The organism is Ruegeria sp. K3, from assembly GCF_056531845.1.
This window is the reverse complement of the sequence record NZ_JBQFMM010000012.1, coordinates 139,802-164,991: the sequence shown is the minus strand read 5'-3', so window position 1 is coordinate 164,991 and position 25,190 is coordinate 139,802. Positions and strand designations below refer to the sequence as shown.

20 protein-coding genes and 2 pseudogenes are annotated in these 25,190 nt (G+C 53.7%); 9 read left to right on the top strand and 13 right to left on the bottom strand.

Features of this window, described 5'->3' with window-relative positions:
• Together ACR0MP_RS19240 and ACR0MP_RS19235 are read left to right on the top strand one after the other, a co-directional pair.
• Window positions 1-592, top strand: a pseudogene (locus tag ACR0MP_RS19240) (IS5 family transposase); the annotation flags it as partial.
• Between the two features lie 153 nt (window positions 593-745).
• On the top strand, window positions 746-1,702 hold the full coding sequence (locus ACR0MP_RS19235; RefSeq protein WP_170407569.1) for a Gfo/Idh/MocA family oxidoreductase: 957 nt from the start codon (window positions 746-748) through the stop codon (window positions 1,700-1,702).
• A gap of 29 nt (window positions 1,703-1,731) precedes the next feature.
• Here ACR0MP_RS19235 and ACR0MP_RS19230 read toward each other — a convergent pair whose 3' ends face one another.
• The 3 genes from ACR0MP_RS19230 to ACR0MP_RS19220 are packed head-to-tail and all read right to left on the bottom strand — an operon-like array spanning window position 1,732 to window position 5,644.
• Window positions 1,732-3,249 carry a hypothetical protein gene (locus ACR0MP_RS19230; protein WP_170735981.1) on the bottom strand — a complete coding sequence of 506 codons (1,518 nt, stop codon included), beginning with the start codon at window positions 3,247-3,249 and terminating at the stop codon, window positions 1,732-1,734.
• A 5-nt stretch (window positions 3,250-3,254) separates the two neighbouring features.
• On the bottom strand, window positions 3,255-4,409 hold the full coding sequence (locus tag ACR0MP_RS19225) for an aminotransferase class I/II-fold pyridoxal phosphate-dependent enzyme (RefSeq protein WP_170407576.1): 1,155 nt from the start codon (window positions 4,407-4,409) through the stop codon (window positions 3,255-3,257).
• A gap of 2 nt (window positions 4,410-4,411) precedes the next feature.
• Window positions 4,412-5,644: a polysaccharide biosynthesis protein gene (locus ACR0MP_RS19220; RefSeq protein ID WP_170407579.1), complete on the bottom strand. Its 1,233-nt coding sequence runs from the start codon at window positions 5,642-5,644 to the stop codon at window positions 4,412-4,414.
• A gap of 142 nt (window positions 5,645-5,786) precedes the next feature.
• Here ACR0MP_RS19220 and neuC point away from each other — a divergent pair, with 142 nt between their 5' ends.
• The 6 genes and pseudogenes from neuC to ACR0MP_RS19190 all read left to right on the top strand — a co-directional run bounded on the left by neuC (window position 5,787) and on the right by ACR0MP_RS19190 (window position 10,858).
• Entirely contained in the window at window positions 5,787-6,953 is a 1,167-nt protein-coding gene (neuC, locus tag ACR0MP_RS19215; protein WP_170407582.1) for a UDP-N-acetylglucosamine 2-epimerase, read from the top strand.
• 12 nt (window positions 6,954-6,965) lie between these two features.
• The gene (gene neuB / locus ACR0MP_RS19210; RefSeq protein ID WP_480887600.1) at window positions 6,966-8,051 is read left to right on the top strand and encodes an N-acetylneuraminate synthase; all 1,086 of its coding nucleotides are present in this window, start codon (window positions 6,966-6,968) and stop codon (window positions 8,049-8,051) included.
• Window positions 8,044-8,790: an acylneuraminate cytidylyltransferase family protein gene (locus tag ACR0MP_RS19205; RefSeq protein WP_170407588.1), complete on the top strand. Its 747-nt coding sequence runs from the start codon at window positions 8,044-8,046 to the stop codon at window positions 8,788-8,790. Before neuB ends, ACR0MP_RS19205 begins: the two co-directional genes overlap by 8 nt.
• A pseudogene (locus ACR0MP_RS19200) lies at window positions 8,787-8,930 on the top strand (CBS domain-containing protein); the annotation flags it as partial. The gene ACR0MP_RS19205 and the pseudogene ACR0MP_RS19200, both read left to right, overlap by 4 nt.
• 114 nt (window positions 8,931-9,044) lie before the next feature.
• Entirely contained in the window at window positions 9,045-9,836 is a 792-nt protein-coding gene (locus tag ACR0MP_RS19195) for a nucleotidyltransferase family protein (protein WP_480790500.1), read from the top strand.
• Window positions 9,837-9,838: 2 nt separating this feature from the next.
• On the top strand, window positions 9,839-10,858 hold the full coding sequence (locus ACR0MP_RS19190; RefSeq protein WP_170407594.1) for a Gfo/Idh/MocA family protein: 1,020 nt from the start codon (window positions 9,839-9,841) through the stop codon (window positions 10,856-10,858).
• Here ACR0MP_RS19190 and ACR0MP_RS19185 read toward each other — a convergent pair.
• The 10 genes from ACR0MP_RS19185 to ACR0MP_RS19140 form a co-directional block, all read right to left on the bottom strand.
• Window positions 10,843-12,549, bottom strand: a complete 1,707-nt coding sequence (locus ACR0MP_RS19185; RefSeq protein ID WP_480893858.1) for a hypothetical protein — start codon at window positions 12,547-12,549, stop codon at window positions 10,843-10,845. The two genes, ACR0MP_RS19190 and ACR0MP_RS19185, sit on opposite strands and share 16 nt — an antisense overlap.
• A 150-nt stretch (window positions 12,550-12,699) precedes the next feature.
• Window positions 12,700-13,440 carry an acetyltransferase gene (locus ACR0MP_RS19180; RefSeq protein ID WP_480893856.1) on the bottom strand — a complete coding sequence of 247 codons (741 nt, stop codon included), beginning with the start codon at window positions 13,438-13,440 and terminating at the stop codon, window positions 12,700-12,702.
• Window positions 13,441-13,702: 262 nt separating this feature from the next.
• Window positions 13,703-15,208, bottom strand: coding sequence for a M81 family metallopeptidase (locus tag ACR0MP_RS19175; protein WP_170407603.1), 1,506 nt, complete (start codon window positions 15,206-15,208; stop codon window positions 13,703-13,705).
• Window position 15,209: 1 nt separating this feature from the next.
• Window positions 15,210-16,853, bottom strand: coding sequence for an amidohydrolase (locus ACR0MP_RS19170; RefSeq protein WP_170735972.1), 1,644 nt, complete (start codon window positions 16,851-16,853; stop codon window positions 15,210-15,212).
• Window positions 16,854-16,856: 3 nt separating this feature from the next.
• Window positions 16,857-17,801, bottom strand: a complete 945-nt coding sequence (locus ACR0MP_RS19165) for an oligopeptide/dipeptide ABC transporter ATP-binding protein (RefSeq protein WP_480887593.1) — start codon at window positions 17,799-17,801, stop codon at window positions 16,857-16,859.
• Complete coding sequence (locus ACR0MP_RS19160; protein WP_480735386.1) at window positions 17,798-18,778, bottom strand: ABC transporter ATP-binding protein; 981 nt, start codon at window positions 18,776-18,778, stop codon at window positions 17,798-17,800. The genes ACR0MP_RS19165 and ACR0MP_RS19160 overlap by 4 nt, the downstream gene beginning before the upstream one ends.
• Window positions 18,775-19,632 carry an ABC transporter permease gene (locus ACR0MP_RS19155; protein WP_170394253.1) on the bottom strand — a complete coding sequence of 286 codons (858 nt, stop codon included), beginning with the start codon at window positions 19,630-19,632 and terminating at the stop codon, window positions 18,775-18,777. The genes ACR0MP_RS19160 and ACR0MP_RS19155 overlap by 4 nt, the downstream gene beginning before the upstream one ends.
• 11 nt (window positions 19,633-19,643) lie before the next feature.
• A complete protein-coding gene (locus ACR0MP_RS19150; RefSeq protein WP_480887592.1) occupies window positions 19,644-20,582 on the bottom strand; it encodes an ABC transporter permease in 939 nt (312 codons plus the stop codon).
• Between the two features lie 86 nt (window positions 20,583-20,668).
• Complete coding sequence (locus ACR0MP_RS19145) at window positions 20,669-22,234, bottom strand: ABC transporter substrate-binding protein (protein WP_480887590.1); 1,566 nt, start codon at window positions 22,232-22,234, stop codon at window positions 20,669-20,671.
• 25 nt (window positions 22,235-22,259) lie between these two features.
• Complete coding sequence (locus tag ACR0MP_RS19140) at window positions 22,260-24,236, bottom strand: CocE/NonD family hydrolase (RefSeq protein ID WP_480887589.1); 1,977 nt, start codon at window positions 24,234-24,236, stop codon at window positions 22,260-22,262.
• A gap of 131 nt (window positions 24,237-24,367) precedes the next feature.
• Between ACR0MP_RS19140 and ACR0MP_RS19135 the strand changes: the two genes are divergently transcribed.
• Window positions 24,368-25,171 carry a helix-turn-helix domain-containing protein gene (locus ACR0MP_RS19135; RefSeq protein ID WP_170407624.1) on the top strand — a complete coding sequence of 268 codons (804 nt, stop codon included), beginning with the start codon at window positions 24,368-24,370 and terminating at the stop codon, window positions 25,169-25,171.
• The last annotated feature ends 19 nt before the right edge of the window (window positions 25,172-25,190 follow it).

Here is a 25,190-nt window from a genome sequence, read left to right as displayed (position 1 = left end):
GCCATTATTCGCGCAAGAACGTTTCCTGCTCCAGCACTTCCATCGGCTGTACAAGGTCTTGCGCGGATAATGGCTGAGCTTGGTGCCGAATACGGCGCGCAAAAGGTTGTTATGATCGACGCGGCCTATCTAAAAGCACACTGTACCGCGACCAGAGTGGTTGCCAAAAAGGTGGCGTGATCGTCTGAATGGTCGAGCCAAGGGCGACATGAACTCCAAATCGCACACCATCTGCGATAGCTAAGGGCGCCCGTTCAACCTGCTTGTCACCGCTGGACAGGTGAGCGACGAAATTGGCGCACACACGCTGCCTGGCAGCCTTCCAAATGTCAAAAGATTGCTTGGGGAACGCGGCTACGATGCCGACAGGTTCCGGGAAGCACTGCGAGACAAAGGGATACGTGCTTGCAATCTGGTCCGAAAGTAGCGCAAGACCCCGTTCAAATATGACAAGCGCCGATTCAAGCGGCGAAACCGCATCGAGATCATGTTCGGCACGCTCTAGGGCCGGAGGCGCGTTGCGACGCGCTTTGACTGCTGTCCAAAGGTCTGCCTCGCAGCCATCGCTCTCGCGGAAACCGTAATCCAATAGTTGGGAAACCTGACGCTATGCATCAAATTGTAGCTTGATCATTGGTATTCGAATCCGACCGTAAGACCATTATCACTCTTTGCCTTCAGATTGTAGTTGACCTCATCTGAAGAGACTGATGTGAAACGAACACTCAGTAATCGGAGGTGTATTGTGGACATCGTACTAGTTGGCGCAGGCAACATGGCAATCGCCTACGCCAAGACTCTAAGATATCTGGGCATCTCCTTTCGTTGTTTGGGGCGAGGTGTTGACTCTGCAAAACGGTTTGAAGCGGAAACCGGTATAATAGCCGGAACAGGCCTGCTTACAGAGCAGCTCAAGAAAACGGATGTGCGCGGCGCGTCAGCAATTGTGGCGGTAAATTTGAACCAATTGTCTGCGGTTTGCGCCTCACTTCTTGACGCGGGCATAAAGTCAATCCTTGTCGAGAAACCCGGAGGCATAGACCTTGAGGATATGCAAGCCTTGGCAGAGCTTGATAGGCAAGACTGCATTCGCGTTGCGTACAACCGAAGATTCTTCAAATCAACCCAGCATGCATTAGATCTCATCAATGAAGATGGCGGTGCGCAATTGATCCACTTCGAGTTCACAGAACTACCAGACAGGCTCGAATCTTTGGGTGTGCACCCACCTGAGGTTTTGGCGAATCTTCCTTACGCAAATTCGTCACATGTTTTTGACATGGCCTTCTATCTCGGTCAGGCCTCCGAGAATTTAGGTGAGGTCTTAATTTCCGGGGCAGTAAGGCAAGGTGAAATCCCCTGGCATCCGGACGGATCACGGTTCGCTAGCTGCGGGTTAGTCGGAGATCAATCGCTCTTTAGTTGTTTTGCAGATTGGCGGTCTGGTGGAAACTGGAATGTCGAAATAGCTACTGCCAACAGGCGGCTGCGATTAAAGCCACTTGAAACGCTTACAGAGCAATGTCGGGAATCATTCCAAGTGAATCCAATCGAGATTGCGGCGGATCCAGAAGGACTAAAACCCGGGTTGCCTGATATGGTTTCCAACTTTATCTACCATGATGGTCACCGACTTCCCAGCATGCGCAATCAGGTATCGCGCATGAAGGTATTTGCCAAAATACTGTCGCGTGACCACTAGTGTCTCCACACTTTTGAAGGGTCGTTTTCCTATTGGGTGATTCCCAGAGCTTCCAATGCGTCCGAGTACGATTTCCTTGACTGCACTTTTCTAGATCTCTCACGCTCTATTCGTCGTGCCCATTCTAGTACTGCGTAAATCTTTTCATCACCCGCTATGCCGGATTTGATGGTGAGGAGTCCGTCGAGCTCACGCGCGTAGTCTGCCTCCAGAAGGCTAGCATAACTGCCGGTTGCCAACACCGCCACGCCTTTGAGGCATGCTTCGAGGATTACGGCAGAGTATCCCGTTATAACACCGTCAACTGCATCAAGAAGTGACGGAAGCGGTGTCTCAAATGCCAAGGAGCATCCCAGCGCCGCTAGTTGCGTCGCATCCACAAGTTTTTCGGTTTCGTCTTTTCGTAGAGGATGACAACGAAATAATATGTTGAGGCCGGATTGGTGCAATTTTTGGGCCAACAGAATGTCATCAGATTGTTGCGCTGCAAATAGCACTAATGGCCCGTTACGCGATTGAAAGTCGGAAAGGGTTCTGCGGTTGCGGTCAGATTGATCAGGCAAAAACTTGGCAAACTGTTCCCATGTCGGACCAACGACCGCAGCACGGCGTTTGGCGTTCTGCCTCATGAAGCTTTCGGCGTCTGACTCAGTCCAGCACATATGCGCTGTAGGACAAGTCGACCAATCCATTTTTGGCGTTTTTTTGAAATAGTAGGACCCGTTGAAACGTCCCTCGATGCCGTGCTGGATGTCAATGTACGGAATATCGTATAGCCGACAAACGTGTGCCAGTGCCCAACCATAAAACGACGCATAATTGCTGGTAATTATTGCATCCGGCCGCATGGAACGGAAAAGGTAAGTAAAGCAGTTTGCCGCGTGATCAACTCTCCCAATTACTGTGTCGACGAAAGCACACAGTTCGGTGTCACCATGGCCGGTCAGACTGACAACCGACTCTAGTGATTTGAAGTGCTTATACAAAAACGCGTGCGAAAGTTTCGGTACTCGTGCTGTTAGCGCTACATTTTTAATAAACGGGTCTAGCGAAGCATGAGGTCCATATTCCGAGCGAGCTGGCATAGCATCGGGATCGAACCCTGAGTACAGCCCGATGCTCCGGTGCCCATTTTCCATCAACGCGACGCGAAGCGCGTGGTGATGCTGGCTTGCCTTTTCACCATCCAAATCATAAAAACCTGATCCCGAACCAAGACACCAGTATTTGTGGTTCTTCAACTGTTCGATCGGCAGAGTGTCAACGGACCGAAGACTATCGGCTGGCTTTCTACTTAATAGCCTCGAATAAGCGGGTCGAAGCCGGTTGCGCTTGGCGAAATTCGGATATCGCTTGTACCGGTCGGAAGATGAGTAGTTGCGGTTCATCGCAAAAACCATCTGTTTCACAATTACATACTTGACGATTGGCCAGACATGAAAGCCACGATAGCGCCAGCGCGTTACTACACCTTGCTTTTCGAAGTCTTCTATCTTCTCTATCGCGCTGATGAAAAGCTCAAGGTTTTTATCAGATATTGGTGGCACTTAGACTAGATCCGCCCCAGAACAGACCGCACGGCTTCAATCACGCGTTCTTGTTCAAGATCCTCGAGATGGGTGGAGCAGGGCAATGGTTGAACACGTTCCCAGATGGCTTCTGATCTTCCGCTCAACATATGCGGACAGCTCTTATATGGGGCTTGCATGTGAATGGGCTTCCAGAAGGCCCTGCCTTCGATCCCATTGTGCGAAAGCGCTTCTCGCAACTGAGACATTAACGCAAGCGACGCATCCGGAAGATAAATACCCGACAGCCAATTTGAACCGTTGCTGTCATCGGGCGAGGGAAACGAAAGAACTCCATTCAAGTCCTCAAATTGGCTGGCATAAGTTGCGGCGATCTTGGCCTTGTTTCGAAGAAACTCATCAAGACGTTCAAGCTGGGCGACACCCACTGCGGCTTGTACATTTGTCATTCGGTAATTGAAGCCGATGATGTCGTGATCATATGCGGCACCGACACGCGCAGTCGACGTCAGGTGTTTGATCTCCGCTCCACCGACGTCTTTTCCCGAGACGATCGCACCTCCTCCTCCTGATGTCACCAGCTTGTTTCCGTTGAAGGACAATGCCGTCAGATCCGCACCCATCTGCGCAAGAGGTCGGTCTTTGTAAGTGGCGCCAATAGCAGCGGCAGCATCGGCGACGATGGGCAGTTTATGAGACTTAGCTACAGTAACAATCGCATCCATATCTGCGGGCAGCCCCATTGCGAAAACAGGCATGACTGCTTTGACTGCCCCACCTGTCTTAGAATAACGCAAAACTCCACTCGCATCGCGGGTACATTCGCGTGCCAACAACTCAGACAAGAGGCTTGCATCCATACCCCAACGTTCTTCGTCGACATCAATGATGATCGGCGCCGCATGGCAGTGCGAGACTGCGTTTGCCGTAGCAATAAATGTCAGTGAAGGAATGATCACATGATCTCCGGGGCCTACACCCAACGAATGCAAGGCGGTGTGCAAAGCCGTCGTGCCTGCCGAGGTTGCGACTGCCCAGGCTGCGCCGGTTACCTCTTTGGTTCTCGCTTCGAACTGGTCCACAAATGGGCCTACGGATGACACGAAAGTCGAGGACACGCACTCGGCGAGATATTTGCCTTCGTTGCCAGAAATATTCGGAATGCACAGGGGGATCATAGCTATACCCTTTGATCAAGGTTCATGCCAGTTTCCTTGTGGCTGTCGAGGAATGCTGGCTCCGCAAGGGCGATCAGAGCTTTCAGGGATTCCTTAGAGATCGCCTCGGATTCAGCCCTCTTGAATATTTCTTGCATTTCAGCAAGAAGTTGCCTCATGACGCCCGCGTCTTCGAGCGGTAGGTATTGAACGCCTAAAAGAGCATCGTATCCTAGCTCAACGCAGGTCTCGCCGTTGGCGACGAATTCCTCGTAAGGCTTCTCGCCCGAAGTCGACAATGGAGTTAGAAGTAAAGGCCAATGCCCTGTTGCTTTGTCGGCTAATACCGTAACGCAGGCCTGCGCCTCATCAGTGTAGTGCTTTGGCTGATAACCGTTCGCCATCAGAACATTTTCGGCAACGGATTGCATTTCTACAAGCGCAGTTTCTGGGTCGAGATCTGGTACCATAATATGCTTGTGCGGGGCGGTTGTCGCGGCCAATAGGCATAGCTGGCCGCTTTCCTTCAGCGACACAAAGTAACGCCGCGTGCCTTTAGGTGCGGCCAAAGGTTGGTCTTTTTGTAGGCGCTTCTCAAAGCTCTGAAGTAGAGATCCATTGGAGAAGGCGACATTTGCGAAACGGGCAGAAGTGATCGTGCAGTTAAGACCGTCGATCAATCCGTCATCGAACATCACATGTTCCATGACTCGCTTTGAGGCGCCCATCAAAGATGTTGGATTTGCAGCTTTATCCGTGGAGACACTGAAATATCTTCCGTCAAATCCGACATGTTTTAACAGCTCTACGAGGCGCGCCTGCTTCAGGATGTTTGTTTCAAACATCTGAAGCGTTGAGTAGCCGTCCTTCTCGGATCTTACATGTTTAATGGCAGCAAAATTCAGAACAAAGTTATAGGGTCCTTCATTTCTCACAAACGCTCGAAATGCGGGCGAACCATAGTCAAGTGGCAGCGTGCGGAAGTCATTTACGTCTATTGGCGATTCCGCCGACCGTAGATTGCGCACCAATTCTGCCAATTCGTTTTCATTCTGATCGATGACATGCAGTGCGGCCGGCCGAAACGGCAAAATCTCGTTGACTGTGGAACTGCCGATTGAGCCAGCACCGCCGATTACTAGAACGCGCGCGCCATTCATAACACGATGAATCTCGTCGCGTTTAGCCCAGAGATCACTTTGGAAAAGGCTTTCAACTCGCCCCGTTGCAAGGGGTGATAAATCCTTCTGCTCCATAGGACACTCCATTTCTAATGATGCGGCTTTTCCGGTAATTTTGGCCTCTGGTCAAGCAGCAAAAAAGTCTGCAAACAGGTGGCATGGCACGAGCGAATGAAATAGAAACCGAGCAGAAACAAGACATTTTCAGGAGCGACAGGTGCAAGATTCAGACCTCCATGTGACCTGCATCACGACAGGTCGTGCGGATTATTCACTACTACGTTGGCCTATGTACAAAATTGCTGACTGTGATGGGCTGAGGTTGAGTATTATCGCAGGGGGAGGGCACCTCGCAACGTCACAAGGCGCCACGATTTCAGAAATTGAACAAGACGGATTTCGAGTCGATCAGACAGTTGAGATGTACCTTGATAGCAGCACTGCAACTGGCCCGGCAGTCAGTGCAGGGCTTGCAACCATGGGCGTAGCTCAGGCTCTCGGGCGGTTGGCGCCCGATTGGGTCGTGCTTCTGGGCGATCGGTTCGAGGTTCTAGGGGCTGCCACAGCCGCGGCCCTTCATCGATTTCCCGTTTGCCATTTGTGCGGTGGTGATGTCACCGAAGAAGCCTATGACGACGCCTTCAGGCATGCGATTACAAAACTAAGCCATCTGCATTGTACGTCGACCGATGATGCGGCGCAGAATGTGCTTCAGATGGGAGAAGAACCCTGGCGCGTAGTAAATGTGGGCAGCCCGGGGCTTGATGCGTTGCACAACATACCACAGATGTCGCGAGCCGATGTTTTTGCAGCATTGGGCTTATCTGATGGTGTCTCTACTTACCTGATCACGTTGCATCCCACTACTTTGAAAGAAGATTTCGGTCGCTCAGAATTGCAGGCATTATTGGCGGCATTGGACGAGCTTCCAGACGCGCAGCTAATTTTCACTGGTGCCAATGCCGATACAGGCGGGGCAGAATTCAATGCCGCTTTACAAGCCTATGTTGCTCAGCGGCCAAGTTCCATTTTCAAAAAAAGCTTGGGTCAGACCCTCTACTTCAACACTGTTCGTCAAGTGCAGGCCGTCATCGGCAATTCGTCCAGCGGCCTCTACGAAATCCCTAGCTTGTCGGTCCCAACAATCAATATTGGGGACCGACAAAAAGGCCGATTGCGCGCAACAAGTGTCTTCGATTGCGCCGGTACAAAAGATGAGATCCTGGCATCTATTCACGCAACAACGGAGTATTCGGACAAAGACGTGGTCAATCCGTATGGGGATGGACACAGTGCGGCGAAAATCGTTGACGCTTTGCGATCAGTATCCCGCAATCGCTCGCGCCACGAAATACTGGCGAAGCGCTTCCACAGTCTGCGATAGAAAGTCGTAATCATGCTGAATAGCAAAATAACCCTCATTGCCGAAGCCGGTGTAAACCATAACGGGGAGCTGGACAAAGCCCTTGCGTTGGTCGATGCAGCCGCCGATGCCGGGGCTGACCTGATCAAGTTTCAAACCTTCTCTGCCAAAGCGATGGTATCAAAGTCTGCTGCGTTGGCCGACTATCAAGAGCAACAGATCGGTTCCAGTAAAACGCAGCTTGAAATGCTCATCGATCTGGAATTGAACGAAGCTGCGCATCACACCCTCATTCAGAAGTGTTCGGAACGCGGAATTGGTTTCCTATCGACACCTTTTGATATTGTGAGCCTCGAATTATTGACCAAGGGGCTTGGGCAACGCCTGTTAAAAATTGGTTCGGGTGATCTTAATAACGGGCCATTGCTTTATGCTGCGGCACAGACCGGATGCGATATTATTCTATCGACCGGAATGTCCGACTTGGGGGAAATTGAGCGCGCTCTGGGTCTTCTAGCGTTAGGATATTGTCTGGCACCACCTGCTGCCCCCAGTAGGCACGATATGAGTATGGCGTGGGCGGATCCGGAACTGCGCGCAGGTCTGCAAGACAAAGTGACCATCCTGCACTGCGTTTCAAATTATCCATCCAGCCCAGAAGCTACAAATTTGCATACAATCAACACCATCCGCTCAGCGTTTGGTTTGCGTGTCGGCTATTCTGACCATACGCTGGGTGGAACCGCTTCAATTGCGGCTGCCGCGCTTGGTGCGTGCTGCATAGAAAAACACCTTACACTCGACAATTCGCTAGAGGGTCCTGATCACGCGGCTTCAGCTGAGCCCGATGAAATTGCCGCTATTTTTTCTAGCGTCAGAGAAGTCGAAGCAATGCTCGGCTCTTCTGTCAAATGCTGTACGCCAGAAGAGCGCAGCACGATGAATGCGGCACGAAAACGTCTGGTAGCAAAGGCGGACATTTCCAAAGGAAATCCTTTCACGCTGGAAAATCTATCAACAAAGCGTGCGGCGTCTGGCAAGGACCCGCTGTTGTTTTGGGAGATGCTTGGTACATCAGCTTCAAAAGACTATCGTGAAGGTGACCCGATTAATGACTGAGAGGTTGTGCATCATCCCGGTTAGGGCGGGGTCCAAAGGTGTTCCACACAAGAACATCCGGGATTTTCGTGGCCAACCTTTGTTGGCCCATAGCGTCCAACATGCGGTCGCCGCTGGCATATTTACGGAAGTCGCGGTTTCCAGTGATAGCGACACCTATCTAGCGATCGCAAAGGAAACAGGCGCAACCAGATGTATCAAACGACCAGATGAGCTGGCATCAGATTTGGCTGGATCGATGGATGTTGTATTGCACGCACTTTCCGAATGCGAAGCCCTGTCTGCCAAGAAATACACTACCGTCGTGCTTTTGCAGGCAACATCTCCATTACGGCAAAGCCGACATATTCAGGAGGCGGTATCTAGGCTCGAAGACGATAAGCTCGATAGTGTGCTCAGTGTAGCGCGCGCCAAGAATTCTCCGTATTTCAATCTTCTTGAATTTGACGCCGACCAAGGAACTTACTCGCTGTCCAAGCCTCTTTGCGGCGATGTCAAGAGACGGCAAGATGCACCAGAAGTCTTTCAGTTGAATGGGTCTATCTATGCGTGGTCAAGGGAGGCATTGACTATTCAGCAAAGGGCAATTTGCCATAAAACAGATATATACGAGATGGACAGCTTATACTCGCTAGATATTGACACGGAAGACGATTGGAGCTTTGCCGAGTTGGCATTCGATCTTCTGGCAAAGCAAGATTTGCAAAATCCCGAGAATAAAGAGGTAAATGAGCATTGAAAGAAATTGCTTCAATTCTTGTCTCTCCGACGGATGATTTTCGCCAAGTTCTTAAGATCATAGATAACTCAGCCGTGGGGTTTGCCCTCGTAGTCGGGCCCGAAAACAAACTGCTGGGTACCGTGACCGACGGAGATCTTCGACGGGCGATGATTCAAGGTCCATTGGTCGACAAGACTGCAGAAGATTTGATGAATAAATCGCCGCGAACAATTGACGCTGGGGTAACTCGCTCGGATCAGCAAAAGTTCTTAATGCGCAACAAAATCACTTTTGCTCCGATCGTTGATCAGACAGGATCGGTCGTGTCGGTTGCTGTTTCCCCACATTTGCCAGGTAGTACACTGGACAATGTAGCTGTTGTAGTCATGGCTGGTGGCCTTGGCTCGCGCCTTGGGGAATTGACCAAAGACAAACCGAAGCCGCTTCTGGAAGTTGATGGCGAACCCATCCTTGAGAAAATTATCAAGCGGTTCAGAAACAACGGTTTGGAAAACTTCATCTTCTGCGTCAACTACAAGGCTGAGATGATCCGTAATCACTTCGGATCCGGCGACAAACTGGGTGTACGCATCGAATACGTAGAAGAGCAAGAACGCCTTGGGACCGGTGGTGCACTTTCCTTGGTCGATGCCGGTGTCTTTGATCAGTTCTTTGTCACCAACGCGGATATCTTGTGTTCGACAAACTACCGCGAGATGCTTGAATTCCACTTGGATCAGAAATCCTGTGCGACGATGGCAGTGCGAGAACATGAAATCGAAATTCCCTTCGGAGTCGTGGAGACCGAAGGTTTCGAAATAAAGTCTCTGAGCGAGAAACCCACCTATAAGTACTTCATAAATGCCGGGTATTATGTGCTAGATCGCACTGCCATTGATCACGTTCCAAGCGGAACATTCTTCGATCTGCCCTCATTGTTCGATGTTTTGCGCGAGCAAAAAATCAATACGCGCATTTTTCCGACAAGCGGAGATTGGATCGATATCGGTAGGCCCGAGGATTTGCAGCGCGCGCGCAAGATCGTGACAGATAGCGAAGGATAAAGATGACAAAGAGCTTTGGAGTAATTGGCCTGGGGCGCATGGGCTATCGCACTGTGCTTGCTGGGCGCGCAGCTGGCCTTGAACTTGCTACGGTTCTGGACAGTTCTGATGAGCCGTGGGGCGTGACACAAGACGCGACGCTAGTGTCGGTTCTAGTTAATTCGATGGATGCCTTTCTCGCTAACGTTCCAGACATCGTAGCAATTTCGACGACTGCCGATAGCCACGCTGATTTGTTCCGCGCTTTGGTCGATGCAGGCGTGAAAATGGTTCTGGTAGAAAAACCGGTCGCTTGTTCAGTTGCTGACGGTTTGGAGATGGTGCGGATCGCTAAGGAAAATAGTATCAATGCGTTGGTCAATCACAATCACCGGTGCTGGAATGTGCTTCGAACAATACGCCAGTTTGATGGGGATTCTCAATTCGGGAAATTGCAATCCTTTGTAATCACACAAGGTGCTGGTGGATTGGGAAACCTAGGCACACATTATTTTGATCTCGCAAATTGGATGTTCTCCGATACTCCCCTTTACGTTTCAGCGGTTGGTACTCAGCCAGAGTCAACAAACCCACGTGGCCCGCAATTCAAAGACGTGGGAGGTGCCGTTCTTGTAAGTTATCCCAAACAACGACGTTTGCTGTTGGAGATCGGTGATGATATCGGTGTCATCGGCGGATATGAGTTCCGATTTGAACGCGGGCGCGTGCTGATGCCATTCACTTCGGAACCTCCTCAAGTCTTTGTACGTAAACCAGAAACACAAGACCTCCCGAAGCATTTCTATGGTGCTGCCTTACAGGAGATTCCGTGGAAGGATTTTGTTCCCGGCGATGTAGTCAATCATACGCGTGACGTGTTTCTTGATCTGTTAAATGACCGCAGCGAAGGCGGCGCTTCGTTGATCGACGCGACATTAGCTCTGGAAGTTATGATTGCAGCTCGCAAGGCAATCGAGACGACTTCAGTCATTGCGTTGCCGTTAAGTGACGTTGATCGCGCAAGCGTTTATCCATTAGCCTGAAATGTCGATATCTGGTCAGGCGTATCTGCCCGCCTGATCTCGCACCAATGGCTGATAGGATCGTGAAAACCTGGGGTTTCGTTGATATGTTCACTTGTACCCAGAAATCTGTGAAGATCTTCCAAGTCATTACACAGGTGAATGTGTTGCGAAGCATCTGACAGGTTCAATCCCAAAAGATTTGGCACGGGTAGGCAGACAGCGGTTTTACCCACCAAAGCAGTTTGCAATGCAACGTTTGAAAACCCGGTTACAACCAGAGAAGTGTTTCGGATGAAGTCCACAAGTGTGCCGTCATCGATTTGGCCGTACCTCCCAAACTGGGCTTTGACCCGAGCCCGGTCTAACCTTGGATGTGGTCGACACAGAATATCGTACCCGGCGTCCCTAATTAGACGGCACGCGGCTTCGAATTCCTTATCATTGATCGGTTGCAGGGCAATACCTATTGGTTTAGGTGATTCTTCCTCGGGTTCTTTTGACAAAGAAACCGCGTAGTCTTTCATGAAATTTGCCATGCCAAAAGATGGTCCAAGCACAACTTTAGTCTCGTGGCCAACGCGGTCGATTTTCTCTTCGATAACCTTCATTGTTGCTGCATCCGAGCAGACAAAGAGATCCATATCAAGGACTTGATACCTGGGATGGGCGCTCCAGAAAAAAGCCTGATATTCTATGGTCTTGACGCCTTTTAGCTTCAGGCCCAAGGCGACGGGGACAAAAACTGCGGAACGGCTGGGTGAGCAAACGAGCGTTTCGATATTCTGAAACTGCGGATGGTTCATGAGGCAGTAATAGAACCCTGCTATCCTGGGCAGTCTGCTATTCGTTGCTGCGAGTGTTTCATTTAACAACAGAGCAAACCAATTCTCTGGGTTAAACCCAAATCTTTGTACCAAAAGCGGGTCGGATTTGGACAACTGCGCATGTACCGTTTTGCAGGTATTCTGTTCGGGTAGTGCCAGTCTTAGTTTTGCGTCACCAAGGGCCGGTTCCGGTGAATTCAGATAGAACTCCGAAGAGTGACAGACAAACTCATCACCCCAATGCAAAGGAGCTATCTTATTAGGGTGTCGAACTTCGAAAATCGCGTCAAAACGCTTTCCCATCTTTAGTTCGGCGTAGCCGATCGCTTCAGCGGATCGAAGATATGTCGGCTGCCCTGGGTTCCCTAAAAGGAGTGTCTGAGGCCGTGAATCTGGGAAATGCCCAAACCCTGAAGTTTCAATGTCAGGTCTAAAGAAGTTTGGTTCCTTTGCTACTAGATTAACGTGGGCCGGCCATTCCTGATAACGCCCTGGATAACAAAGGCTCTGGGCATTGAGATTTGTCAAAAGTGAATTCCCAAAGTCTTCCCAAAGATCGTTCTTATCGACCTTGCACTCATCAAATATCGCAAGAAACTGTCTGATTCTCGAATAGAGGTTATCGGCCAGCTGTAACTCTAAACCTGCAGACATATTGGATATGTCTATTCTGTCAAAACTGAACCCGGATTTCGATAGCATTGACGGGGCAATTTTTGACACGATGTACTTTGCCAAAAATTGAGTCTGGATGGCGATCTGAAAGTCCGTTTCGGAGTAGAAACCCGCCAGACCGTCAACCTGGAAAACTTCGATCAATCCCAAACGCTTGTACCGTTTGATCTGTTTTGCATGCTCCTTCGGTATCTGGGTTTGAAAGAACACCAATATCCTACGCCGTGCACGCAATCGAAAGGCAAACTTTCTTAGTTTCGTCCGAGACAATGTTGCCCGCGATGAAGATTGAAACCATATTGTGCAAGATAGTTTACGCATTTACCATTTCCGGTTTAAATAATCCTTTTTATGAGAGTGTTAGCGATCAGTGCGGTTTAGTGGGCGGGCCGGAGTGCCAGCGACTAACTGCTCCGCCGCGACCGTTTTGATCACCGTAGCGCCTGCGCCAACAACCGCTCCGGCCAGGATTGTAATTCCATTTCGCACGCTTGCCCCGACGCCTATGAATACCCGCTCACCCAAAGTAACATCTGCTGCGATCTGAGAACCGGGCGCTACATGGCAAAATGCGCCGACGCTGCTGTCATGGTCGATAATGGCATTTGTGTTTACGATTGTCCCGCGTTCAATCTTGCAGCCGATATTCACAACGGCACCGGCTGAAATCAAACAGCCTGGTGCAACGTCTGCATAACGAGACACGATTGCTTTGGGGTGCACCAAAGTGGCGATAGGCAGATTAAGATCTTCTAGTCGTTCTTGTAAAAATGCACGTTTCTTATTGTCACCTACTCCAACAAAGAAAAAGCTGTCATGAGGCTGACTCATCAGCACATCCGTGCGATCATCATCGACTACTGGCCAAATACCACTTTGGCGTTGGCTTTCCCAATTGGGGTCAAGAAACACAACTTGTTTCCATCCTGACAGCTCCGCAATTTCAGCGGCAACGCGCCCATTTCCCCCCGCGCCAAGAATAACTAATCGCTGCATTTTTTCTGATCCAAACATTTTTTCTGATTGCCAGAGGCGCAAGGTTGAGACTTCGAACTCGTCCAAACGATGGCTTATACGATCAACGTGCGCAACCGCTTCCATAATGGTGTGTCGCTAGCAGGGTCCGTTCGCTGGGTCGGGATGCCCCACAAGGTTGCTCCATCAAAGCTTGGTCATGACGGGTTTGGGTTTCTGCCGAACAGAAGCGGTTTAAGCCCAATCTTCTGTAGGTTTGAAGCGAATGATGACGCAGCATTGTCAAAACGTGAAGCGAGAAGTTTCCAATCTCTTAGTTTACGAGCGGGATCTCGATGCAGTTTCTGCGCCTGCTATGTCGATTGCGAGCTGCGATGCGGGTTGGAAATCAATGGTTTCTGGTTTTGGGTCCACTTGTTTCGATGCGGCGTTTGCCTCCGATGTTGTAATAGGGGATCTGGTCCAGATCGCAGAGAAATGTGCCTGGAGCGGCAACGGCTTTCACGTCGCTTGCGATGGGTTGGAAATCCGCCCGGAAATGTGTGGTGCTTTTGACACAGATCACTGAATAGGATGTGGGATTCAGGCCGATATGGGTGAAATGAGCGCGGTCTAGGCATTGGTTCCGCACACTGGTGACGACCAAGTCTATCTTCGCGCCAGACTCTATCATCCTCAGAGCGGCCGTTTTGCCAAGCGTCGCGATGCCGCCTCCGTACATCTCACCTGAGTATCGGCAGATGCCATCTCCGATCGCCAGAACTTCGAACTTTGCCACAACGGGGTGGTGTCCGGGCAGACCTGATTTTCCGCCGATGGCCAGGTTCAATTTTGCGCCTTGGCCTGCACGATGCGCTTTCTCTGCGCTTTCGGCGTCGTGGAAGAGACCCATCAACACCTTCTGCGCGTCCCCCTCTATCAAAGCGGCCAGAAGTCCGGTGGTATCGGATGTGCCGCCTGCGCCTGCGTTGTCCTGTACATCCGCTAACACGAGCGGTTTGTCGCGATGCCAACGACAGGCCAGAACGGCTTCGTCCAACGACAACATAGAGCAGTCCACATCAGGTTCTCGGGCCAGAAAAAGGTCGACAATTTGATCTACTGCGGCGGTCGCTTGCGCGGCACTGGTCGCGTAGGCAACGCAGGACGGACCAGTGTCGGGATAGTCGGCCGCTGTAAAACCCAGCGCGATTTCTGCATAGACATGGGCCTGTTCGAACCGGGTGGGCAACTGATAAATCTCATCAAACGGTGCGGCCCAGGTGTATTGCGCATGCAATGGGATCAGATAGGGCACCTGCCGGAAGGCTTTGTGCAGTTTCTCTCCGGCCAGTAGCCTTTGCAGAACCGGTACGCATCGTGCACCGGTTTCGCCCATATCGAGGTGCGGGTACGTGCGGAAAATTGCCAGATAGTCCGCCTGCGAGATCATCTGGTCAGAGATATTGGCATGCAGGTCCAGGCTCGCCACGACCGGAACGTCCTGCCCTACCAGATCACGTACTCGGCGCAACAGCTCTCCCTCACCATCGGCAAGGCTTTCAGTCACCATGGCACCGTGCAGGTCGAGATACACTCCGTCCAGCGGTCCCGCGCCGCGAAGGCCATCCAAGATCATAGTACATATCTTCTCGAACGCGTGATCCGTGACATGAGCGCTAGGTTCTGCCGCACACCACAGGATTGGGAAAAGCTCGAAACCTGCCTGGTTCGCGGCGGAAGAAAACCCGGCGATGGGTAGGTTCATGCCTTTGGTGTCTGCGATGACACGCGCGCCATGCAACATTTCGGGCCAGGAATCTGCCATCTCGAACTCGGGCAGACCCGCTTTGGTCGCTCCGAAGCAGTTGGTTTCGTGTTGAAATCCGGCAATGGCAATGCGTTTGGCTGTCATTCTAAAATTCCAGTTCTTTTCTGGATTTGGTGGTGCCAAACACAATCTGACCTCGCCGGATGGTTGCAACAATCGATGTGTCGAGTAGCCGTTCAGGATCATCTAGGGGATTGCGAGAAAGGATGGCGAAATCTGCCAGTTTTCCGGGCTCAATCGAACCGCGCTGATCTTCTTTGAACACTTGCCACGCCGCATCGATGGTTTGTGCCCGTAGCGCAGACAGTACGCTGACCTTTTCCTTTTCACCCAGTTGCCGGCCGGATGCAGTCAGTCGATTCACCGCGCAATGCGCCAGATGGATTGGCCGCGTTGGCGTAACCGACGCGTCATTGTGGATAGTATAGCGTACACCGTATCGTTCCGCAGTTGCGGCTGGCGAAATCCGTTCAGCGCGTTCCGGGCCGAGGAAGGTATCGTAATGTCGGTCCCCCCAGAAATGCACATGTGCTGAAAAGAAGCTGACAGTTATTCCAAGCCGCGCCATGCGGTCCAGTTGATCGTCGCGCAGAACCTGGCCGTGGATGATTGTATGGCGGTGATCGTCTCGCGGATGCGCTAGCAAGGCCTTGTCCACCGCATCGATGAACATCTCGGCCCCGGCATCCCCGTTGCAATGGCAATGGATCTGAAACCCCATAGCGTGTAGGCGGAGAACCTCGGAATCCATGTCGACCTGCGTGGCATAGATCATGCCACAGGGGTGATCGGGGTCCAGCGACTTGTGGTAGGGCGCAGACAGATAGGCAGTCTGTAACTGGAATGCACCATCGGTAAACAGCTTGCGCGCACCCAGCGTAAAATGTGGGTTGCCGGGCCAGTTATTGTCGATCCAGCCCTGGCTCAGAGCCGGTTCCAGATCGGCAATTGGCAACAATTCCAAATCAATGCCGGGATCCTGATCGGCAGGAAGGCTGGCAAAGTGGTCGAGCATAACCTGCGATGCCCAAGCGTTCTGTGCATAAGTTACACCGCGGGACAAATACTCATCACGGCAGGCGTTGAACCCTTGCCAGAACCTGTCCCGGTCGATCAGAAAATCAGTGTCGCCCATTTCGCCCATGGCCGACAGCCCTTCGACAAGTCCCGTCAGGGCACCGGTATCGGGGTCGCGGCCATAACGCCCTCCGGCCGGGTCCGGGGTGTCGCGATTGACGCCATGCAGCTTCAGCGCCATCGAATTGGCCGCGCCGTTGTGACCCGAAGCATGCAGAACCCAGATTGGATGCGCCGTTGAGACATCATCCAGTTCGGCCCGGGAGGGCATGCGGCCTTCTGAAATGGCGGTGTTGTCGAACAAAACGCCCATCACCCAATCGCCCTCGGGCGTCTCTTCGGCCCGGCAGCGCAGCTTTTCCAAAGCTTGCGCCATATCCATACACGCGCCGCGCGGAGGTGATGCAAGATCAACCCGAAACAGCTGGATGAAGCCGGGATCGGGGAAGTGGCCGTGCGAGTCGATGAAGGCCGGGATCAGGGTCTGGCCCGCCAGGTCACAAGCACCCGCATCGGATGACATCTGCCGCCGCAGCGTTGCTTCGTCCCCCACCGCATTGATGACTTCGTCCCGCACCAACACCGCCTCGGGTCGGGAATTGTCGGCGTCCATCGTCAGGATGGGACCGCCGAAATAGAGTGTTTCCCTCATCCTTTAGTGACCCGGAGCAGGCGCACCCGACAAGGGTGCGAGACAGCGCAGCCCGTGGCCCGCCGCAACCTCCCATTGCGGTGTCTGTGTGCAGATGTCTTTAGCAAACGGGCATCTTTCGCGGAACTCACAGCCCGACAGGCGTTGCAAGAGGCTGGGCGGCTCACCTTTGAGCGCGATCCGTTCAAGGCGCGCATCGGGGTCCGGCTCGGGGTTGGCGCTGAGCAGGCAGCGGGTATAGGGGTGGCGCGGATCGTCGAAGATCGCCTCTGTCGTGCCTTCCTCGACCAGTCGACCCAGATACATAATGCCCATGCGGTCTGCCACGTGGCGCACCACGTTCAGGTTGTGGGTGATGATCACCATCGCCAGGCCCAGGCGTTCCCGCAGGTCGTTGAGCAGGTTCAGCAGCTCACCCTGTACCGAAACATCCAACCCTGCCGTTGGTTCATCCGCCAGGATCAGTTTCGGCTCCAGCGCCAAAGCGCGGGCAACACCAACCCGTCGTGCCTGGCCACCGGACAATTGATAGGGGTAGCGGTCCGCGAAATGCACCGGCAGGTTCACCATTTCCAGCAGACGCTTGGCTTCGGCATCCAGATCGCGATCTTTCATGCCCTGAATGCGATAGGGTTCCGTGATCAGGCTTCGAATTGTCAGGCGTGGTGACAAGCTGCCCACAGGGTCCTGAAACATCATCGCCATGTCCTTGCGCAGCGGACGCATTACCCGTTCCGGCGCGCCTCGTATCTCTTGCGTGTCAAACACGACCGAACCGGCCTGCGCCGGGGCCAGGCCCGCAATCGCACGGATGACAGTTGTCTTGCCCGAACCGCTCTCGCCGACAAGCGCATAGGTTTCGCCAGCTTCGACCTCAAAACTGACGCCAGCCAGCACGTTGACAGGGCCATAGCTGGTTTGCAGGTCGTGGACGTTCAGCAGGCTCATTTCGCGGCCTCCTCATGGTTCAGCCAGCAGGCGGCGTGATGCCCTTCTTTCAGAAGATCCAAGGGGGGAACGTCCATTGCACAGCGCGGCATCGCCTGGTTGCAGCGGTCGCGGAAGATACATCCACCAGGCAGATTGGCCAGATCGGGTACTTCGCCCGGAATGGTTGGCAGGACCCGTGCGCGTTCCTTGATATGGCCCGGGTCACAGTCGATTAGACGGCGTGTGTAAGGGTGCTTGGGATTGTGAAAAATCTCGCGCACTTCACCGCTTTCGACAACGGCGCCTGCGTACATCACAACCACTCGGTCGCACAGTTCCGCGATCACACCCAGATGGTGCGAGATAAATAGGATGGCGCAATGGAATTCGCGCTGCAGCTCTTGCAGGCGTTCGATGATCTGCACCTCAAGCGTGGCGTCCAGCGCGGTGGTCGGCTCATCCGCGATCAGCAGGTCGGGTTCTGACATCAACGCCATGGCGATCGCGATCCGCTGTCGCATTCCGCCTGAAAACTCATGCGGGAACTGCTTTAGCCGTGCCTCTGGGTCCGGAATTCCGACAGCCCCCAGCATCTTTGCCGCATTGGCCAGTTTTTCCTGCTTACTAGCCTTGGACCGGTGCTGAATATCGACCATCTGCTGGCCAATGGTCAGAACCGGATTGTGGGTCTGCATCGGGTCCTGAAAGATGATCGAGATATCGGCCCCGCGCAGATCCCGCATCCTGCGTTCAGGCACTTGCAACAGGTCTTGCCCCTTAAAGCGTATTTCGCCTTGCCGGAACCGCGTGTTCGGTGCGGTCAGCCGCAGGATCGACGAGATCAAGGTTGATTTTCCGCAACCAGACTCACCGACAATACCCACGATCTCACCTTTGCGGATGTCAAAGGTGATATCCCGCAATGCCTTGAGATCTCCGCGTGCCGTTTCATAATCGACGCTGAGGTTCTCGATTTCCAGAAGAGTTTCGGTCATCGCTGTTTCCTCAGTTTGGGATCAACCACGTCGCGCAGGGATTCCCCTAAAAACGTAAAGCCCAGGGTTGCCAGAATGATCGGCAGACCGCCGCCCACCACCAGCCAAGGTGTCTGTCGGATCAGGGAATACCCGTCCTTCAGAAGTGCGCCCCAACTGGGGGTTGGGGGCTTCACGCCAAGCCCGAGAAAGGACAGCCCCGCCTCAAGCGCGATCACCGTCGGGATGTCCATAGCAGCCAGGACGGCCAGAACCCCCACGATATTTGGTAGCATGTGCACACCCAAGATGCGGGCCATGCTGGCCCCCATCGACCGCTCGGCCAGAATGAACTCGGAATTGCGCAACGTCAGGGTCTGCGTTCGCGCCACACGGCCATAGGTTGGGATCGAAGTCGCCATCACCACGAACACAACCGTTTGCAAACTGGGACCGACCAGGGCCACAACGGCCAGCGCGAACATCACGGTTGGGAAGGATCGGATGGTGTCAAAGAACAACATCAACAGGTTGTCGAGCCATTTTGGCCCATACCCCGCAATCATTCCCAAGGTTAGGCCAATTACCATCGCACCAAAGACCGCAGGCAAGGCGACTTTCAACGCAACCTGACCGCCGGCAATCACGCGGGAAAACGTATCGCGGCCAAGTTGGTCCGTACCCAGAAGGTGCTCGGCAGACGGGCCTTGCAACCGGGCTTTGATATCCATGGCCACAGGATCATAGGGCACAATCCAATAGGCGAAAATCGCACAGAAGACGATGGTGCCGACAATGACCAAACCAATCAGACCCAGAGGGTCGCGGGCGACGCCGACAATGATCTGACCAAGTTCAGAACGAGATTTTTCCATTTCGGCTTTCCTCAATGCGCTTGTCTAGCGCGTGGGTCGAGCCACGCATTGATCAGATCCGCCAGTGCGGTCGACACGACGAACAAACCGGTTGAGATCAGAACCGAGCCCATGACAATCGGGTAATTGCGGGTGGTTATGCTGTCGATCACCAGCTTGCCCAGACCCGGGCGCGCGAACACTATTTCGGCGAATACGGCCGAGCTCAGCAGGAAACCCATGCCGACGCCGATCACCGTGACAACCGGAAGAATGGCGATACGCAAGGCATAAACCATCACCACGCGGCGCTCTGCGATACCGAAGGCACGTGCGGTCCGAACGTGGTTTTCGCCTAAGACTTCCAACATCGAGGCGCGCACCAACCGCGCGATGTAGCCCACCCAGCTTAGCCCGATGGCAAAGGCGGGTAAAACGAGGTGATCAATGCGACCCCCGAAGCCTTCGCCCGCGCCGATGGCTGGAAACCACTGAAGATGCACGGCGAAGACCAATAGCGACAGAAGTGCTACGACAAAGGCGGGCGCTGCAACAAAACTGACCGAAATCGCCGCCGCAATTCGGTCGATCAGAGTGTTCGGATGGGCGGCGGCATATGCCCCAAGCGCAATTCCCAAAGTGGCGGACCACAGGATCGACGCAATGATCAGTTCCAGAGTGTAGGGTAGCTGCTGAAACACGATATCTGTCACGGACCGGCCCGAGAATACGTCGATTCCCAGATCGCCACGGACCAGGTTTCCATAGAATATGACCAGCTGTTTCCAGATTGGTTGATCCAGCGCCAACGCAGCGGTGAGCTGGGCCTGAAGCTCAGGTGTTGCGCGTGGCCCCAACATGATCTGGACCGGGTCCCCGGGGACGGCGCGGATCATCAGGAACATGACGGTAACCGCCACGAACAGGATAAGCAGCGCTAGCCCGAAGCGGCGGGTTGCAAACTTCAACATGAAAAGCTGGCTCCTTTTGGATGGGTGGCGAGCTGTTTTGTCCGGCGGGCGTCAAACCCCGCCGGACATAGCCGACCTTGGGGAGGTCAGGTCGCCTTGCTGAAGTACCGCAGCAGTGCCAGACCGTCGGGTCTTAGCGCGGGGGTGACACGCGCCGAATGAATCACCGGTGTCGCCTCGTGGGTGATAAAGCGGTAGGCACCACTTTCTTCCATCAGATCCTGCGCCCGCTGATACATCTCAGCGCGTTTGGCCACATCCGCTTCCTTGAATGCCGAGTTGTGAATTTCGTCAAATTCAGCGTTGCTGAACCGCTCCCAGTTCCAGATGCCGACCTGTTCGGTGGTGAACCAGGCCGTCGCATAATATGGATCGGGGGTCATCGAGAAGCGGTTCAGAACCAGTTGCAGGTTCTCGTTGTCTCCGCTTGCCCAGAATGCACCGGATTCCAGTACGTTGACTTCGACCGTGATCCCGATCTGCGCCAGAGTTGCCTGAATGATCTGAGCCGTCGTGGTGAAAGTGGTCTTGTTCAGCGTGTCCAACGTAAGCGTCACATTGGTCTCGCCAGATTCCGCCAGCAATTGCGCCGCTTTCTCGAAGTTTGCCGCCGGAGGGACCAGAGATTGCGGGCGGTGGCCCGCAAGGCCAGGTGCGATGATGCCTGTCGAGGGTTCAGCGGCTCCAAAATAGGCCGCCTCTAGGATGCTTGGTACGTCGACTGCATGTTGAATCGCCTGACGCAGTTTTGGGTTCTGAAGCTTGCGGTGATCCAGATTCATGCCCAACCAGACATAGAACAGTGAGGGTTTCTCGACCAAAGATCCGCCATTCGGAACACCGGCCCGATAGCGTTCGACCGATCCCAGCGAAACCCGAGTCATGTCCAGTTCGCCCGCCTCAAAGGCGATCTCGGCGGTGTTTTCGTCGTCGATCGGCAGGATTTCGATTGTGTCCCATGTTGGTGCGTCACCCTTCCAATCCGGGTTGCGCTTAAGCACGGTTTTTTCTTTGGGTGACCAGCTGTCCCGCAGATAAGGGCCGGATTCAGCGACCGGATCAGCCCCGATGCGGCCCCCTGCGGCCTCGACCGCAGCTTTCGAGACGATGTTGCCGGTGATGTAGGGCAGGGCGATCGACCAAATCGGAGCAAACGGCTCGTTCAGAACGATGGTACCTTCGCGTTCGCTGCTCACTTCGACATGGCTGAACGGACCCAAATCGGGCTTGTTTGGGCTTTCGGTCGCATCGTCCACGATGCGCTCCATGCTGAATTTCACGTCTTCAGCGGTCATCGCACCGAAGCCATTGGTGAAACCGATATCATCGCGTAAGGCGAACTTGATATGGGTCGGATCAACCTGCTCGATCATCGCCGCCGCATCCAGCTGCCAACCCCATTCCTCGCCGGGCTTGTATTGGATCAGCTTGTTGTAAATCGAGGCATGCACTTCTTCTTCGACAACACCGACGGAATGTGCGGGGTCCATGTTCTGGGCATCACCGTAGGCGCGCACCCGCAACACCCCGTCATCAGCGGCGAAGGCGCGATTGGCCCAGCTTGCAGGCAGCGCGGATGCCGCCCCAAGCGCAGTTGCCCCTTTCAAGAAGCCCCTGCGCCCGACATTTGCTTTTGTCCATTCGATTTTCATGATGTTCTCCCTTGGGTCAGATCGTTTACAGAAGCCTGCGCGGGATGGTTTCGTTCCATTCCTTTGTCAGAACTTCTGTTTTGTCCGCGCCTTCGGTGGCGCGCAGTTTTCGATGCAGATAGAAATTCTCGACGTCACAGGTCATCGCGTTTTCGGTGCTGATCTCGACCTGCCATTCGTCCCTCTCGAACGTGAAACGCCAGCCCGCCGTGAATTGCGCGGTCGCTGGGTCATCGGGATGGATCGCATAGCGCATGGCGACGTGGCTTCCGACGATCAGGCCGTGGCCGGGGTCCTGTGCTTTGCCGTAGTCGTCGAATGTCTCAAGTACGACGGTTCCGTCCGCTTCGATGCGCCGTTCGGATCGGCCCGACGGCGCGCGCAGCTCGGTGCTTTGCAAAGTCGGATAATCCTGCGCTGGTCCGGGATGTGCAGGATCAGCTTCCTCAGACATCGTCCGAACCGGCAAATACAGCGCCGAACCTTGCAGTTGCAACGTCACCTCTGCCGCTTCTGGCGCAGGCCAAACGATTGGCCAGTAAGCGGTAGACAGCGCAAGACGCAGGATATGACCGGGTTTCACGCGATGCGCGCACTCATTTAGTGCAATTTCCGCACTGTAGACCTGACCGGGAACCAACGCTTCAGGGGTCTCGTGGCTCTTGTAGTGCGTCAGGTTCAGCGCCCGATAGGTGATCCGCTGAGAAACCCCATCCGGGGCGACATCACACAATCGCGCAATCAGTTGGGCTACCGGTCTGTCCACGGTGAAGGATAGTTTCAGTCGCGCCCGTCCAAGCAGTTCAAGCGGCTTGTCCAGCGGTGCCGTATCGAAACAAAGCGACAGTGCGTCATCGGCTGCTTGATCTTCGGCCAACTCATTGTCGATCCGCATGCCCGGGCAGAAATACCCGCCAGCCTGTCCGATATGGGCCGGATTCGATACGGTTGTCTCGGCCGTAGTGGCGACGTCAGAGAACCCACCCAATCCCAAATGCCAGACTTCATCGCTGACATTGGGCGACGGCCATTCTGTCTCGGCGATCCAGCGGCCCTGCCTGGGTTTGTTCTTTTTGCTCGGGCCAAAATGATCCTGCATATAGGTTCGGTAGGCGGGCAGGTCTTCGGCGCCATTCTGCTGCCCCTTCAGCCAGCGATCAAACCAGCCGATCACCTCGGAGTGGAAATCCCCAGCCTCTAGTTTCGAGATATGCGGATAGCGGTGCTCCCACGGTCCGATCAGCGCTTTTGACGGCACGGCCAGATTTGCTGCCAGCGCTGGCGGAGCGTTGACATATGCATCCGACCAACCCGTTATCGCAAGAACCGGAGCTTGAATCGCCGACCAATCCTCGCAAACCGAGCCATGTTTCCAGAACGCGCTGCGCGTTGGATGAAGTAGCCAATCGGCTGCTGAGAATGGTACATTCTCAAGTCGGGCAAGCCAGTCTTCTCGCCAATCAGATCGCAGCTCGGGGTCTGCGGGCCGTGTCAAATAGGCGAACATCTGACTGCCCCAGTTGATATTGTCGCTTAACAGGCAGCCGCCCATGAAGTGTATGTCATCGGCGTACCGATCCACGGTCGAGGCAACACTAACCACCGCCTTGAGCTCGGGCGGATGGCGAAAGGCCAGCTGCAGCCCATTGAATCCTCCCCAGGAGATACCGATCATCCCAATGTTTCCGTCGCACCAGTTTTGTGCGGCGATCCAACTCAGAACGGCTTCACCATCGCGGAGTTCTTGTTCCGAATACTCGTCGTCGAACTGCCCCTCGCTATCACCGGTTCCGGCAATGTCGACGCGGATGCAGGCGTATCCTGCGTCGGCAAATACTGGATGAGTGGTTGCATCTCGCGGCGCAGTTCCATCCCGTTTGCGATAGGGGAGGTATTCCAGAATGGCGGGTGACGGCCAGGTTTCGGGCAACCAAATTCGTGCAGCCAGTTTCCGACCATCCGGCAGGGGGATCCAGTTGTTTTCGATGATTTTTGTGGACATTCGGAGCGAGGTCCCGTTGTTGCGTTTGGTACAGCCAACCCGCATTCCGAAAATTATTGAACTGAGCTACTTTACGCGCTTTTATTCAATCTTTAGCATTATAGCGTCAAAACGCGAAAGAAATGACGCTTATGTCCGAAAGTTTTTCCGCAAATTTACGGTCTTTGTGCGCCGAGCGAGGCAATATCTCGCAAGTCTGTCGAGAAATCGGCCTGAACAGGCAGCAGTTTAATCGCTACCTCAATGGCGAAAGCTTGCCATCAGCCCACAACCTGCGCCGTATCGCTCGGTATTTCGATCTGCCTGAGGCGCAGCTTTTTGCGCCTCGGACGGATTTCGAAGAAACATTGAAAGACTCGATCGTCCGTCGGAAAGAAACTCCTGCCAGCTTGTTTGTTAAGCCGTACAGTGATCAGGTGAAGAATCTCAGACGCTATGTGGGCTTCTATCATTCTTTCTTTTGCACCCCGTCTTGGCAGGGGCGCATTTTTTGTTCTCTGATCCGACTTAAGGAGGTGGATGGCGTGGTGACGATCCGCTCGCACGAAAACGCCACGTCCCCGGACAAAAGCGTTCGGCAGATTTCGCGCTACGAAGGGCTGGTTGCCCTGCGCGGTAACAGGATCTTCGCCACGGAACATGAATGCGGCAAGGAAGGAAGCATTGCGCAGACCATCCTTTATTCCGCGCATCGCCAACAGCTAAAATACTTGCGTGGCATGACAATGGGTGTGGCTTGGCGGCCGTTTCCACACCCTTATGCGGCGAAAACAATCTGGAAACGGCTTGATGAGCGCATTACCGCCCGTGAAGCGCTCACTGCCTGCGGTGTCTATTCAGAACAGAGTAAATCAATCGACCTGGCGGTCCGAAAGTACCTTTTGGGATCAGGCGATGCCCATTTTTCTGCGATACCGACAGAACTTGCCAATTGAGTGATGCATTTTGAAATCG

Excerpts from the sequence above, each read along its gene's own strand:
- ACR0MP_RS19225 (WP_170407576.1), bottom strand. The coding sequence starts at position 4,409 with ATGATCCCCCTGTGCATTCCGAATATTTCTGGCAACGAAGGCAAATAT.
- ACR0MP_RS19220 (WP_170407579.1), bottom strand. The coding sequence starts at position 5,644 with ATGGAGCAGAAGGATTTATCACCCCTTGCAACGGGGCGAGTTGAAAGC.
- neuB (WP_480887600.1), top strand. The coding sequence starts at position 6,966 with ATGCTGAATAGCAAAATAACCCTCATTGCCGAAGCCGGTGTAAACCAT.
- ACR0MP_RS19205 (WP_170407588.1), top strand. The coding sequence starts at position 8,044 with ATGACTGAGAGGTTGTGCATCATCCCGGTTAGGGCGGGGTCCAAAGGT.
- ACR0MP_RS19195 (WP_480790500.1), top strand. The coding sequence starts at position 9,045 with ATGCGCAACAAAATCACTTTTGCTCCGATCGTTGATCAGACAGGATCG.
- ACR0MP_RS19190 (WP_170407594.1), top strand. The coding sequence starts at position 9,839 with ATGACAAAGAGCTTTGGAGTAATTGGCCTGGGGCGCATGGGCTATCGC.
- ACR0MP_RS19180 (WP_480893856.1), bottom strand. The coding sequence starts at position 13,440 with ATGGAAGCGGTTGCGCACGTTGATCGTATAAGCCATCGTTTGGACGAG.
- ACR0MP_RS19175 (WP_170407603.1), bottom strand. The coding sequence starts at position 15,208 with ATGACAGCCAAACGCATTGCCATTGCCGGATTTCAACACGAAACCAAC.
- ACR0MP_RS19170 (WP_170735972.1), bottom strand. The coding sequence starts at position 16,853 with ATGAGGGAAACACTCTATTTCGGCGGTCCCATCCTGACGATGGACGCC.
- ACR0MP_RS19165 (WP_480887593.1), bottom strand. The coding sequence starts at position 17,801 with ATGAGCCTGCTGAACGTCCACGACCTGCAAACCAGCTATGGCCCTGTC.
- ACR0MP_RS19160 (WP_480735386.1), bottom strand. The coding sequence starts at position 18,778 with ATGACCGAAACTCTTCTGGAAATCGAGAACCTCAGCGTCGATTATGAA.
- ACR0MP_RS19155 (WP_170394253.1), bottom strand. The coding sequence starts at position 19,632 with ATGGAAAAATCTCGTTCTGAACTTGGTCAGATCATTGTCGGCGTCGCC.
- ACR0MP_RS19150 (WP_480887592.1), bottom strand. The coding sequence starts at position 20,582 with ATGTTGAAGTTTGCAACCCGCCGCTTCGGGCTAGCGCTGCTTATCCTG.
- ACR0MP_RS19145 (WP_480887590.1), bottom strand. The coding sequence starts at position 22,234 with ATGAAAATCGAATGGACAAAAGCAAATGTCGGGCGCAGGGGCTTCTTG.
- ACR0MP_RS19140 (WP_480887589.1), bottom strand. The coding sequence starts at position 24,236 with ATGTCCACAAAAATCATCGAAAACAACTGGATCCCCCTGCCGGATGGT.
- ACR0MP_RS19135 (WP_170407624.1), top strand. The coding sequence starts at position 24,368 with ATGTCCGAAAGTTTTTCCGCAAATTTACGGTCTTTGTGCGCCGAGCGA.